At 69.0% G+C, this 14657-nt stretch carries 11 protein-coding genes, 2 tRNA genes and 2 pseudogenes; 10 read left to right on the forward strand and 5 right to left on the reverse strand.

Going from position 1 to position 14657, the window contains the following annotated elements; translation table 11 throughout:
- The 3 genes and pseudogenes from A5700_RS27020 to A5700_RS15520 form a co-directional block, all read left to right on the forward strand.
- Positions 1-292, forward strand: a pseudogene (locus A5700_RS27020) (hypothetical protein); the annotation flags it as partial.
- Between the two features lie 132 nt (positions 293-424).
- Positions 425-2011, forward strand: coding sequence for a phosphoglycerate dehydrogenase (serA, locus tag A5700_RS15515; protein ID WP_068070380.1), 1587 nt, complete (start codon positions 425-427; stop codon positions 2009-2011).
- Positions 2008-3018 carry a 3-isopropylmalate dehydrogenase gene (locus A5700_RS15520; protein ID WP_068070381.1) on the forward strand — a complete coding sequence of 337 codons (1011 nt, stop codon included), beginning with the start codon at positions 2008-2010 and terminating at the stop codon, positions 3016-3018. Before serA ends, A5700_RS15520 begins: the two co-directional genes overlap by 4 nt.
- A 133-nt stretch (positions 3019-3151) precedes the next feature.
- On the opposite strand, the pseudogene A5700_RS25425 reads toward A5700_RS15520, so the two are convergent.
- A pseudogene (locus A5700_RS25425) lies at positions 3152-4381 on the reverse strand (MFS transporter); the annotation flags it as partial.
- Between A5700_RS25425 and A5700_RS15540 the strand changes: the two are divergent.
- The 4 genes from A5700_RS15540 to A5700_RS15555 all read left to right on the forward strand — a co-directional run bounded on the left by A5700_RS15540 (position 4332) and on the right by A5700_RS15555 (position 6984).
- On the forward strand, positions 4332-5138 hold the full coding sequence (locus A5700_RS15540) for a fumarylacetoacetate hydrolase family protein (RefSeq protein WP_068072071.1): 807 nt from the start codon (positions 4332-4334) through the stop codon (positions 5136-5138). The pseudogene A5700_RS25425 and the gene A5700_RS15540 overlap by 50 nt on opposite strands.
- Positions 5135-6607 (forward strand): glutamate--tRNA ligase, encoded by a 1473-nt coding sequence (gene gltX / locus A5700_RS15545; protein ID WP_082960576.1) that lies wholly within the window; start codon positions 5135-5137, stop codon positions 6605-6607. Before A5700_RS15540 ends, gltX begins: the two co-directional genes overlap by 4 nt.
- A 149-nt stretch (positions 6608-6756) precedes the next feature.
- A tRNA-Gln gene (locus A5700_RS15550) sits at positions 6757-6828 on the forward strand.
- A gap of 83 nt (positions 6829-6911) precedes the next feature.
- Positions 6912-6984, forward strand: a tRNA-Glu gene (locus A5700_RS15555).
- Positions 6985-7008: 24 nt separating this feature from the next.
- Here A5700_RS15555 and A5700_RS15560 read toward each other — a convergent pair.
- Both A5700_RS15560 and A5700_RS15565 read right to left on the reverse strand, forming a co-directional pair.
- Entirely contained in the window at positions 7009-7521 is a 513-nt protein-coding gene (locus tag A5700_RS15560; RefSeq protein WP_068072069.1) for a pyridoxamine 5'-phosphate oxidase family protein, read from the reverse strand.
- 67 nt (positions 7522-7588) lie between these two features.
- Complete coding sequence (locus A5700_RS15565; RefSeq protein ID WP_068072067.1) at positions 7589-8290, reverse strand: IclR family transcriptional regulator; 702 nt, start codon at positions 8288-8290, stop codon at positions 7589-7591.
- A gap of 85 nt (positions 8291-8375) precedes the next feature.
- Between A5700_RS15565 and leuC the strand changes: the two genes are divergently transcribed.
- The 3 genes from leuC to A5700_RS15580 all read left to right on the forward strand — a co-directional run bounded on the left by leuC (position 8376) and on the right by A5700_RS15580 (position 11299).
- Complete coding sequence (leuC, locus tag A5700_RS15570) at positions 8376-9806, forward strand: 3-isopropylmalate dehydratase large subunit (protein WP_068072066.1); 1431 nt, start codon at positions 8376-8378, stop codon at positions 9804-9806.
- A gap of 24 nt (positions 9807-9830) precedes the next feature.
- On the forward strand, positions 9831-10427 hold the full coding sequence (gene leuD, locus A5700_RS15575) for a 3-isopropylmalate dehydratase small subunit (RefSeq protein WP_068072064.1): 597 nt from the start codon (positions 9831-9833) through the stop codon (positions 10425-10427).
- A 212-nt stretch (positions 10428-10639) separates the two neighbouring features.
- Positions 10640-11299 carry an HU family DNA-binding protein gene (locus A5700_RS15580; protein WP_068072062.1) on the forward strand — a complete coding sequence of 220 codons (660 nt, stop codon included), beginning with the start codon at positions 10640-10642 and terminating at the stop codon, positions 11297-11299.
- Between the two features lie 116 nt (positions 11300-11415).
- Here the strand turns inward: A5700_RS15580 and A5700_RS15585 are convergent, their stop codons facing one another.
- On the reverse strand, positions 11416-12363 hold the full coding sequence (locus A5700_RS15585) for an NUDIX hydrolase (RefSeq protein WP_068072060.1): 948 nt from the start codon (positions 12361-12363) through the stop codon (positions 11416-11418).
- An 84-nt stretch (positions 12364-12447) separates the two neighbouring features.
- Positions 12448-14631, reverse strand: coding sequence for an RNA degradosome polyphosphate kinase (locus tag A5700_RS15590; RefSeq protein WP_068072058.1), 2184 nt, complete (start codon positions 14629-14631; stop codon positions 12448-12450).
- Between the last annotated feature and the right edge of the window lie 26 nt (positions 14632-14657).

Here is a 14657-nt window from a genome sequence, read left to right on the forward strand (position 1 = left end):
GGGTTTCGGCGACGGGGCGCACCCGCACCTCGGCGCGGGCGGCGACGGTCGGCGCGGGCGAGGCGGCGGGGGCGGCCCGAGGGGGGCGGCGCGGGCGGCGGGCGGGGGTTTGTCGCTACGAGGCGGGCACTTCGCCAACCACTTCCCGACCGGTCCACTACGCCCGCGACCTCCCCGGCCCTACGATGGCGCCGCCCGCGCCGAGCCATCGCCGCCGCGCCGCGCCGCCCGCGCCGAGCCACCGCCGCGTTCGGCCTCCCATCGGCGCGCGGCCGAGCCGTTGTCGCTGTGAGGCGGGCACTTACCCGGTTACCTCAGGAACGGGACGCGTGGGGCGCCTGTGGTGGGCCCCGCGGGCGCCGGGCGGTCCGCCCGTGCCCCCCGCTGCCGTCGAGCCGTCAACGCCAGCCGATAGGCTGGCCGGGTGACCCTGCCTGTTGTATTGATCGCCGACAAGCTCGCACAATCGACCGTCGCCGCGCTGGGAGACCAGGTGGAGGTCCGGTGGGTGGACGGACCCGACCGCGAGAAGCTGCTGGCCGCGGTGCCGGAGGCGGACGCGCTGCTGGTCCGCTCGGCCACCACCGTGGACGCCGAGGTGCTGGCCGCCGCCACCAAACTCAAGATCGTCGCCCGCGCCGGAGTGGGGCTGGACAACGTCGACGTGGCCGCCGCCACCGAACGCGGTGTGTTGGTGGTCAACGCCCCGACGTCGAACATCCACAGCGCCGCCGAGCACGCCCTGGCGCTGCTGCTGGCCGCGGCCCGTCAGATCCCGGCCGCCGACGCCTCGCTGCGCGAGCACACCTGGAAGCGGTCGTCGTTCAACGGCACCGAGATCTTCGGCAAGACCGTTGGCGTGGTGGGGCTGGGCCGCATCGGGCAACTCGTCGCCCAGCGGTTGACCGCGTTCGGCACCCACCTCGTCGCGTACGACCCCTACGTGTCGCCGGCCCGCGCCGCGCAGCTGGGCATCGAGCTGCTGTCGCTCGACGAGTTGCTCGCCCGCGCCGACTTCATCTCCGTGCACCTGCCCAAGACGCCGGAGACCGCCGGGCTGATCGACAAAGACGCCCTGGCCAAGACCAAGCCCGGCGTCATCATCGTCAACGCCGCCCGGGGTGGGCTGGTGAACGAGGAGGCATTGGCCGAGGCGGTCACCAGCGGCCACGTGCGCGCCGCCGGCATCGACGTCTACGCCAAGGAACCGTGCACCGACAGCCCCCTGTTCGACCTGCCGCAGGTGGTGGTGACCCCGCACCTGGGCGCGTCGACCTCCGAGGCGCAGGATCGGGCGGGCACCGACGTCGCCGCGAGCGTGAAGCTGGCCCTGGCCGGGGAATTCGTGCCGGACGCGGTCAACGTCGGCGGTGGCGTGGTCAACGAGGAGGTCGCGCCGTGGCTGGATCTGGTGCGCAAGCTCGGCGTCCTGGCCGCCACCCTGTCCGACGGGCCCCCGGTGTCGGTCACCGTACAGGTGCGTGGCGAGCTGGCTTCCGAAGACGTTGAAGTGCTTAAACTTTCGGCGCTGCGCGGCCTGTTCTCGGCCGTCGTGGAGGGCCCGGTCACATTCGTCAACGCGCCGTCGCTGGCCGAGGAGCGCGGCGTCACCGCGGAACTCACCAAGGCCTCCGAGAGCCCCAACCACCGCAGCGTCGTCGACGTTCGCGCGGTGGCGCACAACGGCACCGCCGTCAACGTCGCCGGCGCCCTGTCCGGCCCACAGCTCGTCGAGAAGATCGTCCAGATCAACGGCCGCAACTTCGACCTGCGCGCCCGCGGCACCAACCTGGTGATCAACTACGTCGACCAGCCGGGCGCGCTGGGCAAGATCGGCACGCTGCTGGGCGCGGCCGGGGTCAACATCCAGGCCGCGCAGCTGTCCGAGGACGCCGAGGGGCCCGGCGCGACGATCCTGTTGCGGCTCGACCGCGACGTCCCCGCCGACGTGCGCGCCGAGATCTCCTCGGCGGTCGGCGCCAACAAGCTGGAAGTGGTTGACCTGACGTGAAACTCGCGGTGATCGGCGGCGACGGCATCGGTCCGGAAGTCACGGCGCAGGCGCTCGACATCCTCGACGCGGTGCTGCCCGGTGTGCACAAGACCGAATACGACCTGGGCGCCCGGCGCTACCACGCCACCGGCGAGCTGCTGCCGGACTCGGTGGTGGCCGAGCTGCGCGAGCACGACGCCATCCTGCTGGGGGCGATCGGCGACCCGTCGGTGCCCAGCGGCGTGCTGGAGCGAGGCCTGTTGCTGCGCTTGCGGTTCGAGCTGGACCACCACGTCAACCTGCGGCCCGCCCGGCTCTACCCCGGGGTGCGCAGCCCGCTGGCCGGTGACCCCGCCATCGATTTCGTCGTGGTGCGCGAGGGCACCGAGGGCCCCTACACCGGGACCGGCGGCGCGATCCGCGCCGGGACGCCGCACGAGGTGGCCACGGAGGTCAGCCTGAACACCGCGTTCGGGGTGCGTCGCGTGGTCGCCGACGCGTTCGAGCGGGCCCGGCGCCGGCGCAAGCACCTGACCCTGGTGCACAAGACCAATGTGCTGACGTTCGCCGGCAAGCTGTGGGCGCGGGTGGTCGCCGAGGTGGGCCAGGATTACCCCGATGTCGAGGTGGCGTATCAACACATTGACGCCGCAACGATTTTCCTCGTCACCGACCCAGGCCGGTTCGACGTGATCGTCACCGACAACCTGTTCGGCGACATCATCACCGACCTGGCCGCGGCGGTCAGCGGCGGAATCGGGTTGGCCGCCAGCGGCAACATCGACGCCACCCGCACCAACCCGTCGATGTTCGAGCCGGTGCACGGCAGCGCGCCCGACATTGCGGGTCAGGGCGTCGCGGATCCCACCGCGGCGATCATGTCGGTGGCGCTGCTGCTCGCTCATCTGGGCGAGGACGCCGCCGCGGCGCGGGTGGATCGGGCCGTCGAGACCTATCTGGCAGCGCGTGGGAACGCACGGCTCGCCACCAGCGAAGTCGGCGAACGGATTGCCGCCGCGCTCTAGTCTCCAGGCCGGGCGGCAGCAGCCGCGTCGGCACCAGCGGCGCCGCCGCCAACGGAAAGACGGCGCACAATATCCACGCCGTCGGGTATTTCGCCGCGGTGATCAGCGCGCCGAACAGCGGGGGGCCGCTCGCGGCCATGACCCGTTGCGTGGTGTTCTGAAAGCCCAACGCGCGCCCGCTCCAGAACGGTCCGGCGAATTCGGTGATCGCCGTGGCCTCCAACCCGTTGTCCAGTGCCGCGATCACCGTGATCGCCACCATCAGCGGAGCCTGATACCGCGAATCCAGGAAGTCCGCCCACGCCAGCAGCAACAGGGTGACGGCCGCCAACAAGGCGATGAGGCGGACGGGCTGCATCCGCGAGCCGATCCGATCCGACCACCGCCCCACCGCAATTCGCCCGAGCGCCCCCAGCAGCTGCGACAGCGTCACCAGGCCCCCGGCCGCCGCGACCGACCAGTGCAGGTTGCGAATGAGCCAGACCAGCATGAAGGTGACGGTCACGGTCTGCGGCACCATCATCAGCCCCGCCACGGCGTGAATCCGCCACAGGGTCAACGACCCTCGATAGGGGCTGGCGAGCTCGGTATCGCTGGCCTTCTCCCGGGGTTTGCGCGGCGGGTCGACGACGCCGATGGCGCTGGCCACCGCCCCCAGCCCGCACGCCAACGCCACGAATTGCAGCCCCGCGCCCGCCTCATGCTCGGCGAGCTCCGGAATGACCAACGCGCCCAATGCGATTCCCAGCGGCTGGGCGGTCTGGCGGATTCCCATCGCCAGGCCGCGCCGCTCCGGCGGGAACCACGCCGACACCAGCCGCCCGCCCGCCGTGTTGCAGCTGGCGGCGGCCATGCCGCCGAGGAACAGGTACACGGCGATCAGCACCATCGAGTGCGCCGACGACGCGGCGTAGGCGGCCGCCGCGGTCAGCGCCGAACCGACGGCCAGCACCACCCGCTCGCCCACCCGGTCCAGGATGTAGCCCCACGCCACGAGCGTGACCACCATGCCCCAGCTGGGCATGGAGGACAGCAGGCCGGCCTCGTCGAGGCGGATGCCGCGGGTGCTCTGCAGCGAGGGGATCAGAAAAGCGATCCCGTTGATGAAAAGGAAGGAGCTGGCCGTCGCCAGCAACGAGACGGCCAGAATCGACCAGCGCGCCGCCGCGCCGAGTTCACGCTTGGCCGTCGTGTCCGTCTGCATTCCCCATGCTGGCATATGCCGATAAAGACGCTGGTGAGACCGCTGCGGTGGCGGCCGGGCCGGCGACCGGCTGCGCCGCCGGCCAGCCCTTGTTAGTAGGCTCACCCAAATGCGCCTTGGTCGAATCGCCAGTCCCGACGGTGTCGCCTTCGTCAGCATCGACGGCGAACTCGACGACCCCACCGCGATGATCGCCCGCGAGATCGCCGAGCACCCGTTCGGCACGCCGAACTTCACCGGCCGCTCCTGGCCGTTGGCCGATGTCCGGCTGCTGGCCCCCATCCTCGCCAGCAAGGTGGTGTGCGTCGGCAAGAACTACGCCGACCACATCGCGGAGATGAGCGAGCTCACCGGCCCCGCACCCGCGGACCCGGTGATCTTCCTCAAACCCAACACCGCCATCGTCGGGCCCAACGTGCCGATCCGGTTGCCGGCCAACGCATCACCCGTGCACTACGAGGGCGAGCTGGCCGTGGTGATCGGCAAGCCCTGCAAGGACGTCTCGGCCGCCCAGGCCGCCGACAACATCCTGGGCTACACCATCGGCAACGACGTGTCGGCGCGCGATCAGCAGAAGTCCGATGGGCAATGGACCCGGGCCAAGGGGCACGACACCTTCTGCCCGGTCGGCCCGTGGATCGTCACCGACCTGGCGCCGCTGGACCCGGGCGACCTCGCGCTGCGCACCGAGGTCAACGGAGAGGTCAAGCAGGACAGCCGCACGTCGCTGCTGATCCACGACATCGGCGCGATCGTCGAATGGATTTCGGCCGTCATGACCCTGCTGCCCGGTGACCTCATCCTCACCGGCACCCCGGCCGGGGTGGGTCCCATCGAGGACGGCGACACCGTCTCCATCACCATCGAGGGAATCGGGACGCTGTCCAATCCCGTGGTCCGCAAAGGCAACTCATGACGGCGGCGCACCCCGACGCGGTGCGGGTGCGGTTCTGCCCGTCGCCGACCGGCACGCCGCACGTCGGGATGGTCCGCACCGCCCTGTTCAACTGGGCGTATGCCCGACACACGGGCGGCACCTTCGTATTTCGGATAGAGGACACCGACGCGCAGCGCGACAGCGAGGAGAGCTACCTGGCGCTGCTCGACGCGCTGCGCTGGCTCGGGCTGGACTGGGACGAGGGGCCGGAGGTCGGCGGGCCCTACGGGCCGTACCGGCAGTCGCTGCGCACCGACGTTTACCGCGACGTGGTGGCGAGGCTGGTCGAGGCGGGGGAGGCGTACTACGCGTTCTCCACGCCGGAGGAGGTCGAGGCGCGCCACATCGCGGCCGGCCGCAACCCGAAGCTGGGCTACGACAATTTCGACCGGCAGCTCACCGATTCGCAGCGCGCCGCCTTCCTGGCCGAGGGCCGGCAGCCCGTGGTGCGGCTGCGGATGCCCGACGCGGACATCTCCTGGGACGACCTGGTGCGCGGCACCACCACGTTCGCCGGCGGCAGCGTGCCCGATTTCGCGTTGACCCGCGGGACCGGGGAACCGTTGTACACCTTGGTCAACCCGGTCGACGACGCGTTGATGAAGATCACACACGTCCTGCGGGGCGAGGATCTGCTGCCCTCGACGCCTCGCCAGATCGCGCTGTACGAGGCGCTGATCCGCATCGGGATCGCCGAGCGCGTCCCGCAGTTCGCGCACCTGCCAACGGTATTGGGGGAGGGCACCAAGAAGCTGTCCAAGCGGGATCCCCAGTCGAACCTGTTCGCCCACCGCGACCGCGGCTTCATCCCCGAGGGGTTGCTCAATTACCTTGCGCTGCTGGGCTGGGCGATCGCCGATGATCACGACCTGTTCAGCCTCGACGAGATGGTGGCCGCCTTCGACGTGGTCGACGTCAACTCCAACCCGGCGCGGTTCGACCAGAAGAAGGCGGACGCCCTCAACGGCGAGCACATCCGGATGCTGGCGGTCGACGACTTCACCGCCCGGCTCCGCGATTACTTTGCGGCGCACGGCCACCGGGTGGGTCTCGACGAGGCCGATTTCGCCGTCGCCGCCGAACTGGTGCAGACCCGCATCGTGGTGCTCGGCGACGCCTGGGACCTGCTGAAGTTCCTCAACGACGACGAGTACTCGATCGACCCGAAGGCCGCCGGCAAGGAGCTGGGGCCCGACGGCGCTGCGGTGCTCGACGCCGCGCTGGCCGCGCTGGACGGCGTGGGCGAGTGGGCGGCGGCGGGCATCGAGGCCGTACTCAAGGCGGCCCTGATCGACACGCTGGGCCTCAAACCTCGCAAGGCATTCGGCCCGATCCGGGTCGCCGCCACGGGTACCACGATCAGCCCGCCGTTGTTCGAGTCGCTGGAGCTGCTGGGCCGCGACCGCAGCCTGCGGCGGCTTCGAGCCGCACGCGACACCATCGGATGACCGAGCCGGGACCGGGCATGCGCGAGGTCGTCGGAGTCTTTGATAGTCTGCTCTGCGGCTCGAGAAAGGCCGACGACGGCTGCGGCGCGGCCCGACGGACCCCCATCAGGGGGCGGCGGGGGCTCTGACCAGCGGTTTTAGGCAGCCGATGGGGTATGGTGTAATTGGCAACACAGCTGATTCTGGTTCAGCCATTCTAGGTTCGAGTCCTGGTACCCCAGCAAAATCGCTTCTGCGCAAGCGATTAGGTGCACTTCGGGGCGTGAGCTATGCTGGCTCTCCGGATCGTCTATGGATCGTGTCTGGCCCCGTCGTCTAGCGGCCTAGGACGCCGCCCTCTCACGGCGGTAGCGTGGGTTCGAATCCCATCGGGGCTACAAAGCAATCGCGCGGACCGGCGCTTACTGCCCGGTCCCCTTCGCCGCCGGGGCGGTGGATCCGCCCACCGGCATGGGCTGCAAACCGAGTTTGCGGTGATCCCACGAACGCGCCCGCCGCGCCACGATCCGCACACAGACCCGCTTGTTCATCATCTGCTCGACGAACGGCTTCATGTCGTCGGTGTAGGGCCCCGTGTAGCGCTCCCACACGCTGACGCCGACCCGGTGCGCCACGTCGGGGTCGTCGACGATCTCGGCGACGCCCTCGAAGGACACCCCGCGCAACGTGTCGTAGGTGTCGCCGTCCTCGATGAGGAAGCTCACCCGCGGGTCGCGGCCGAGGTTGACCGCCTTCTGCGACTTCGCCTTGGTCTCGAGCCAGATCTCACCGTCGACGACGGCGTACCACATCGCCGTAAGGTGCGGCTGACCGTCGGGGCCGACGGTGGCCAGCGTTCCGGTGCGGCTCTTCTCGACGAAATCGGCGACCTCGTCGGAGGACATCACGATGCTCGCGCGCTGATTGGTTCCCATGGCGGTCAGTCTGTCAGCCCCGGCGACGCGGTTGACCAGCGGGCGAGGAAAATCCGGCGCGTCGCGGCTAGAGGCGGCGGGTGAGCGCCTCGGCCGCCGACAACAGGTCGGCGGCCCAGCGCGCTCCTGGTCGCCGGCCGATTCGGTCGACGGGGCCGGACACCGAGATGGCGGCGATGACGGTGCCGCGACCGTCGCGCACCGGCGCCGACACGCTGGCCACCCCGGGCTCGCGTTCTGCCACGCTCTGCGCCCAGCCGCGGCGGCGCACCTCGGCCAGCGTTCGCTCAGTGAATTTCGCCGCGGGCAGAACGGCCTTCTGGGTGGCGGCGTCGCTATGGGCCAGAAGCACTTTGGCCCCCGACCCCGCCGTCATCGGCAGGCGCGCACCGACCGGAACCGTATCGCGAAGCCCCGCAGCGGGTTCCAGGGCCGCCACGCAGACCCGGTCGGTGCCCTCCCGGCGATAGAGCTGCACGCTTTCCCCGGTGGTCTCGCGCAGCAGCGGCAACACCGACGCGCTGGCGGCCAGCAGGGGGTCGTTGACGTGCGCCGCCAGTTCGGTGACCGCGGGTCCCAACCGCCAGCGCCCCTCGTCGTCGCGCGCCAGCAGGCGATGCACCTCCAGCGCCGCGGCCAGCCGGTAGGCGGTGGCCCTCGGCAGCGCGGTCCGTTCGCACAGTTCCGCCAACCCGCAGGGTGATTGGGCGACGGTGTGCAGAACACCGACCGCTTTGTCCAAGACGCCGATGCCGCTATGCTGTCTCACAAGGAGATACTAGCGTCTCGCATTCTGAGATCAACAGCCCATTCGGTCTGGCGAGCCGCTGGCGAGGTGAATAGAGGCGGTTGCGATGAATTCTGACGGCAGCTCGGCCCGCGGGCCGCGCACCCTGGCCGAAAAAGTCTGGGAGGACCACGTTGTGGCGGCGGGCGGGGACGCCGAGCCCGACCTGATCTACATCGACCTGCACCTGGTGCACGAGGTCACCAGCCCGCAGGCGTTCGACGGGCTGCGGTTGGCCGGGCGCCCGGTGCGGCGCCCGGACCTGACGCTGGCCACCGAGGACCACAACGTTCCCACCCTGGACATCGACAAACCCATCGCGGACCCGGTGTCGCGCACCCAGGTCGACACCCTGCGGCGGAACTGCGCCGAGTTCGGCGTGCGCCTCTACCCTATGGGCAACATCGAGCAGGGCATCGTGCACGTCGTCGGGCCGCAATTGGGCCTGACGCAACCGGGCATGACCGTCGTCTGTGGCGACAGCCACACGTCCACGCACGGCGCCTTCGGGGCGCTGGCGATGGGTATCGGCACCTCGGAGGTCGAGCACGTCTTGGCGACCCAGACGCTGCCGCTGCGCCGTTTCAAGACGATGGCGGTCAACGTCGACGGGGAACTGCCCGCCGGCGCGACGGCCAAGGACATCATCTTGGCGCTGATCGCCAAGATCGGCACGGGCGGCGGTCAGGGCCACGTCATCGAATATCGCGGCAGCGCCATCGAATCGCTGTCGATGGAGGGCCGCATGACGGTCTGCAACATGAGCATCGAGGCCGGCGCCCGCGCGGGCATGGTGGCCCCGGACGAGACCACCTACGCGTTCCTGCGCGGCCGGCCGCACGCGCCGACGGGCGCGCAGTGGGACGCGGCCATGGCGTACTGGCAGCAGTTGCATACCGATGCCGGCGCCGTTTTCGACACCGAGGTGTATCTGGACGCCGCCTCGCTGAGCCCCTTCGTGACGTGGGGCACCAACCCCGGCCAGGGCGTGCCGCTGTCCGCGGCCGTGCCGGATCCGGAGCTGATGGCCGACGACGGCGAGCGGCAGGCCGCCGAGAAAGCCTTGGCATACATGGGCCTTCAACCGGGTATGCCGATGCGAGACATTGCGGTCGACACCGTATTCGTGGGCTCGTGCACCAACGGCCGCATCGAGGATCTGCGGGTGGTCGCCGACGTGCTGCGCGGCCGCAAAATCGCGCCGGGCGTGCGGATGCTCGTCGTGCCCGGCTCCATGCGGGTGCGCGCTGAGGCCGAAGCCGAAGGTCTGGGCGAGGTTTTCACCGCCGCCGGCGCCGAATGGCGCCAGGCCGGCTGCTCGATGTGCTTGGGAATGAATCCCGATCAGCTCGCGCCGGGGGAGCGGTGCGCGGCCACGTCGAACCGCAACTTCGAAGGGCGCCAGGGCAAGGGCGGCCGCACGCACCTGGTTTCTCCGGCGGTGGCCGCCGCCACGGCGGTTCGCGGCACGCTTTCCGCTCCCGCTGATTTGAGCTGACGGATCGTCACGGAAGGAATGAGCATGGAAGCATTTGTGACCCACACCGGTATCGGTGTGCCGCTGCGCCGGTCCAATGTGGATACCGATCAGATCATTCCGGCGGTCTACCTGAAACGGGTGACCCGAACCGGATTTGAGGACGGGCTGTTCGCCAGCTGGCGGTCCGACCCGTCATTCATCCTCAACCTCAGTCCCTTTGACCGGGGGTCAGTGCTGGTGGCGGGGCCCGATTTCGGGACCGGCTCGTCGCGCGAGCACGCGGTGTGGGCGCTGATGGACTACGGCTTCCGGGTGGTCATCTCGTCTCGGTTCGGTGACATTTTCCGGGGCAACGCCGGCAAGGCGGGGCTGTTGGCCGCCGAAGTTTCTCAAGATGGTGTCGAACTTCTCTGGAAGCTGATCGAACAGAGCCCGGGCCTGGAAATCACTGCCAATCTTCAAGATCGAATTATCACCGCGGGAACGACGGTGCTGCCGTTCACGATTGACGACCACACCGCCTGGCGGCTGCTGGAAGGACTCGACGATATCGGCCTTACGCTGCGGAAACTCGACAAAATCGAGTCGTTCGAAGCGGCGTATCCGGACTGGAAACCGCGCACCGTGCCCAGCGCCTAACCGCCCGGCGGGGGCAAAAATATCGGTTGCCTCGCCTGACTAACCGACGCGCTTTTCGGGTCCCTCCACCGGTCAAGGGCGGCAACCGGATTGCGAAAACGAAGCCCGCATTGCTCTGAAATTGCGCGTGGCTCTTGGAAATTTGCTGGGTGAGGGTTTACCGTGTCCACTAGTCGGTTCAAAATCGAGGACCACTAGCGTCGGAGGGATTGATGAATAAGGCAGAGCTCATTGATGTGCTCACACAGAAGTTGAACACGGACCGTCGGCAGGCGACCGCTGCGGTCGAGAACGTTGTCGACACCATTGTGCGTGCGGTACACAAGGGCGACAGCGTCACCATTACCGGCTTCGGTGTGTTCGAGCAGCGGCGCCGCGCGGCGCGCGTCGCCCGGAATCCGCGGACCGGTGAAACGGTGAAGGTAAGGCCGACGTCCGTCCCGGCGTTCCGTCCCGGCGCGCAATTCAAAGCGGTTGTCTCTGGCGCACAGCGCCTCCCGTCGGAAGGCCCCGCCGTCAAGCGTGGCGTGGTGGCGACCGGCGCGGCCAAGAAGACCGCCGCCAAGAAGGCGCCGGCGAAGAAGACCACCAGCACCGCCGCCGCCAAGAAGACCGCGACCAAGGCTCCGGCCAAGAAGGCCGCAACCAAGGCTCCGGCCAAGAAGACGGCGACCAAGGCCACCCCGGCCAAGAAGACCGTGACCAAGGCCACCCCGGCCAAGAAGACGGCGACCAAGGCCGCCCCGGCCAAGAAGACCGCGACCAAGGCCCCGGCGAAGAAGACGGCGACCAAGGCTGCAACCAAGGCTCCGGCCAAGAAGGCTCCCGCCAAGAAGACCGCCGCCACGACCACGCGTCGTGGCCGCAAGTAGCGCGGGCGAATAACCAGACGCGAATACCCTTCGGGCGGCAGTGGTGCCCCCGAAGGGTATTCGTGTGTGCAGCCAGCACGTTGGCGGCCGATGCGCCGCCGAGGTGAAGCCGGGCCCTAAGCCCGCACGTTGGCGGCCAGCGCCCCGCCGATGTGGTCCGCCGCCACCAGGCGGCCGCCGGACAGCGACAGCACCCAGGTGCTGCCCTTGTGGTTGCGGGCCTTGTCGGGGCGCACGCCGTCGCGTTCGCACCACCACTCGATAAGGTTTGGGATCACCTTGCCCTGCGAGCAGACCACCGGCGTGCCTGCTGTCTCAGCGATTTCCAGCATCCGGTGTCGCGCGCGTTTCGGGCTTTTCGCGTACGCCTCCTCGGTGAGGGCGGGCTCGTTGTGCACCGTCACGCCCAGCTCCTCCGCGAGCGGCTCCACGGTCTGGTGGCAGCGGACCCGGTCCGCCGCGTAGACCTCGCTGGCGCCGAACGACAGCAGTTGCGCCACCAGCGCCTCGGCCTGCGCGCGCCCCCGCTTGTCCAGCGGTCGCTTGGCGTCGTCGCCGGAAAAGCGTGACTTGCGGCCGGCCGTCGCGTGCCGGACCACCAGCACGGTGCGCGTGTCGGCGGGCTTTTTGCCGAACTGCCGCAACAACTTTCGGTCGTGCGAATAGGTCAGTTTGCCCAGCGCGTCGTCGACCGGCAGCCAGACCAACTCGTCGACTTCCTTGTTCGGCGTGAACTCTCCGCCGGCGCTGCGCGCCGCCCAGTAATAGACCTTCTTGACGCCCTGATCGATCGGGTAGCTCACCTTGTCCAGGCGCCGGCCCAGGATGGCGTGCTGGCCGGTCTCTTCCAGCACCTCGCGCACCGCGGCCACCGGGGCGGTCTCGCCCGGGTCCACCTTGCCCTTGGGCAGCGACCAGTCGTCGTAGCGCGGCCGGTGGATCACGGCGAACTCGAGGTCGGCTTCGGTCGTCGCGTCACCGGCCGGCCGCCACAACACCGCGCCCGCGGCGTAGACGATCCGGCTTCCCGAGCGCCGCGCGGCGGACGAGTTCTGAGACGGCACCTCAACTCCTGCAGATCAATTCGGTTCCGGCCGCACGCACAATCGTGGTGCGGCCAAAAGGCCTCCCGAAAACACCACGCAGCGCTAGGGAGTGCGGTGCCGCTCCATCAAAGATACTTGGTGATCCCGCACCGAATGACCCGCCTGCGGCGACGCGATCCACTGGCCGTCGGGACCGAGCTCCCAGCACCGCGTCGAGGGATCGAGGGCGGACTCGAACAAGTCGTTCAGGTAGGGCGTCAGCCGCGGATCCTTGACCTGAACCAGCGCCTCGACGCGACGGTCGAGGTTGCGGTGCATCATGTCGGCGCTACCGATCCAGAATTCGTTCTGGCATGTGAAATGCATGATCCGCGAGTGTTCCAGGAAGCGGCCGAGAATCGAGCGGACCGCGATGTTCTCCGAGAAGCCTTCCGCGCCGGGGCGCAGCGCGCAGATGCCGCGGACCACCACCTCGACCCGCACGCCGGCGCGCGAGGCGCGGTACAGCGCGTCGATCACCTGCTCGTCGACGAGGGCGTTCATCTTCATCCGGATCCGTCCGCCGCCGTGCTCGCCGTGGGCGGCGATCTCACGCTCGACGCGTTCGATGATGCCGGTGCGGATGCCGTGCGGCGCCACCAACAGATTCCGGTACGCCACCTTGCGCGAATAGCCGGTCAGCGAATTGAACAGGTCCGTCAGGTCCGCACCGATCTCGGGCGAGGCGGTGAGCAGGCCGACGTCCTCGTAAAGCCGCGCCGTCTTGCCGTTGTAGTTACCCGTCCCGATGTGGCAGTAGCGCCGGATGGCCGACCCTTCGCGGCGCACTACGAGGCAGGTCTTGCAGTGCGTCTTGAGGCCGACATAGCCGTAAACGACGTGCACGCCCGCCTGCTCCAGCGTGCGGGCCCACCGGATGTTGGCCTGCTCGTCGAAGCGCGCCTTGATCTCCACCAGGGCCACGACCTGCTTGCCCGCCTCGGCGGCGGCAATGAGCGCCCGCACGATCGGCGAATCACCGGACGTGCGGTACAGCGTCTGCTTGATCGCCAGCACGTTGGGATCGGCGGCGGCCAGCTCGATGAAGCGCTGCACGCTGGTGGAGAACGATTCGTACGGATGATGCAGTAGCACATCGCCTTCGCGCAGCGTCGCGAAGATGCTCCGCGGAGTCTCCCGGTCGACGAACGCGGGACTGGTCGCCGGGACGAAGGCCGGGTCCTTCAGCGCGGGCCGGTCGACGCCGTAGATCTGCCACAGCGACGACAGGTCCAACAACCCCGGCACCTCGATGACGTCGCCGGGGTGCACGTCGAGTTCGCGCAGCAGCAACTCGAGCATGTTCTCGGTCATGTCGTCGGCGATCTCGAGCCGCACCGGCGAGCCGAATCGCCTGCGCGCCAACTCCCTTTCCAGCGCCTGCAACAGGTCCTCGTCGCGGTCCTCTTCGACCTCGTAGTCGGCGTTGCGGGTGATGCGGAACGCGTGGTGCTCGACGACCTCCATGCCCGGGAACAGATCCGGCAGGAACGCCGCGATGAGCTCCTCCATCGGCAGGTACCGGATGATGGTCGGCCCTTCACCGTCCTCGGACTGGTTCGTGAGCTCGACGAAACGATCGACGTTGTTGGGCACCTTCACCCGGGCGAAGTGCTGGCTGCCGTCCTCGGGCTGCCGCACCGTCACGGCGAGGTTGAGGCTCAAGCCGCTGACGAACGGGAAGGGGTGCGCGGGGTCGACGGCCAGCGGCGTCAACACCGGGAAGACCTGTTCGATGAAGTACCGGGAGAGTTCGTCGCGCTCGTCGTCGTTGAGGTCGGTCCACGTGACGATGTGGATGCCCTCTTCGGCCAGCGCCGGACGGACGGAGTCGAGGAACACCCGGCCGTGCCGCGTGGCGATGTGCTGTGTCTGCTCACCGATGAGGGCCAGCTGCTCGCGCGGGGTCAGGCCGTCGGCGGACCGCACCGACAACCCCATCTCGTCGCGGCGCTTGAGCCCGGCGACGCGCACCATGTAGAACTCGTCGAGATTGGAGGCGAAGATCGCCAAGAACTTGGCCCGCTCCAGCAGCGGCAGCGAGTTGTCGTCGGCGAGCGCCAGCACGCGGGCGTTGAAGTCCAGCCAGCTCAATTCCCGGTTCAGGTAACGGTCTTCCGGCAGGTCGGTGAGCGCGGCCGGGGTGGCGGCCGGTGGTGCGCCGACGGCCGAGTCGCCTGCATGCCACACGTTCTCTTCGGGTCGCGCCTGCGCTTCGGTTTCAGTCACCCTGCGATCGTTGCAGATGACGCGGCGGCCCTGCTAGCTCACGG

It is taken from the genome of Mycobacterium sp. E1214, assembly GCF_001666755.1.
In the GTDB taxonomy this organism is placed as follows: Bacteria; Actinomycetota; Actinomycetes; order Mycobacteriales; family Mycobacteriaceae; genus Mycobacterium.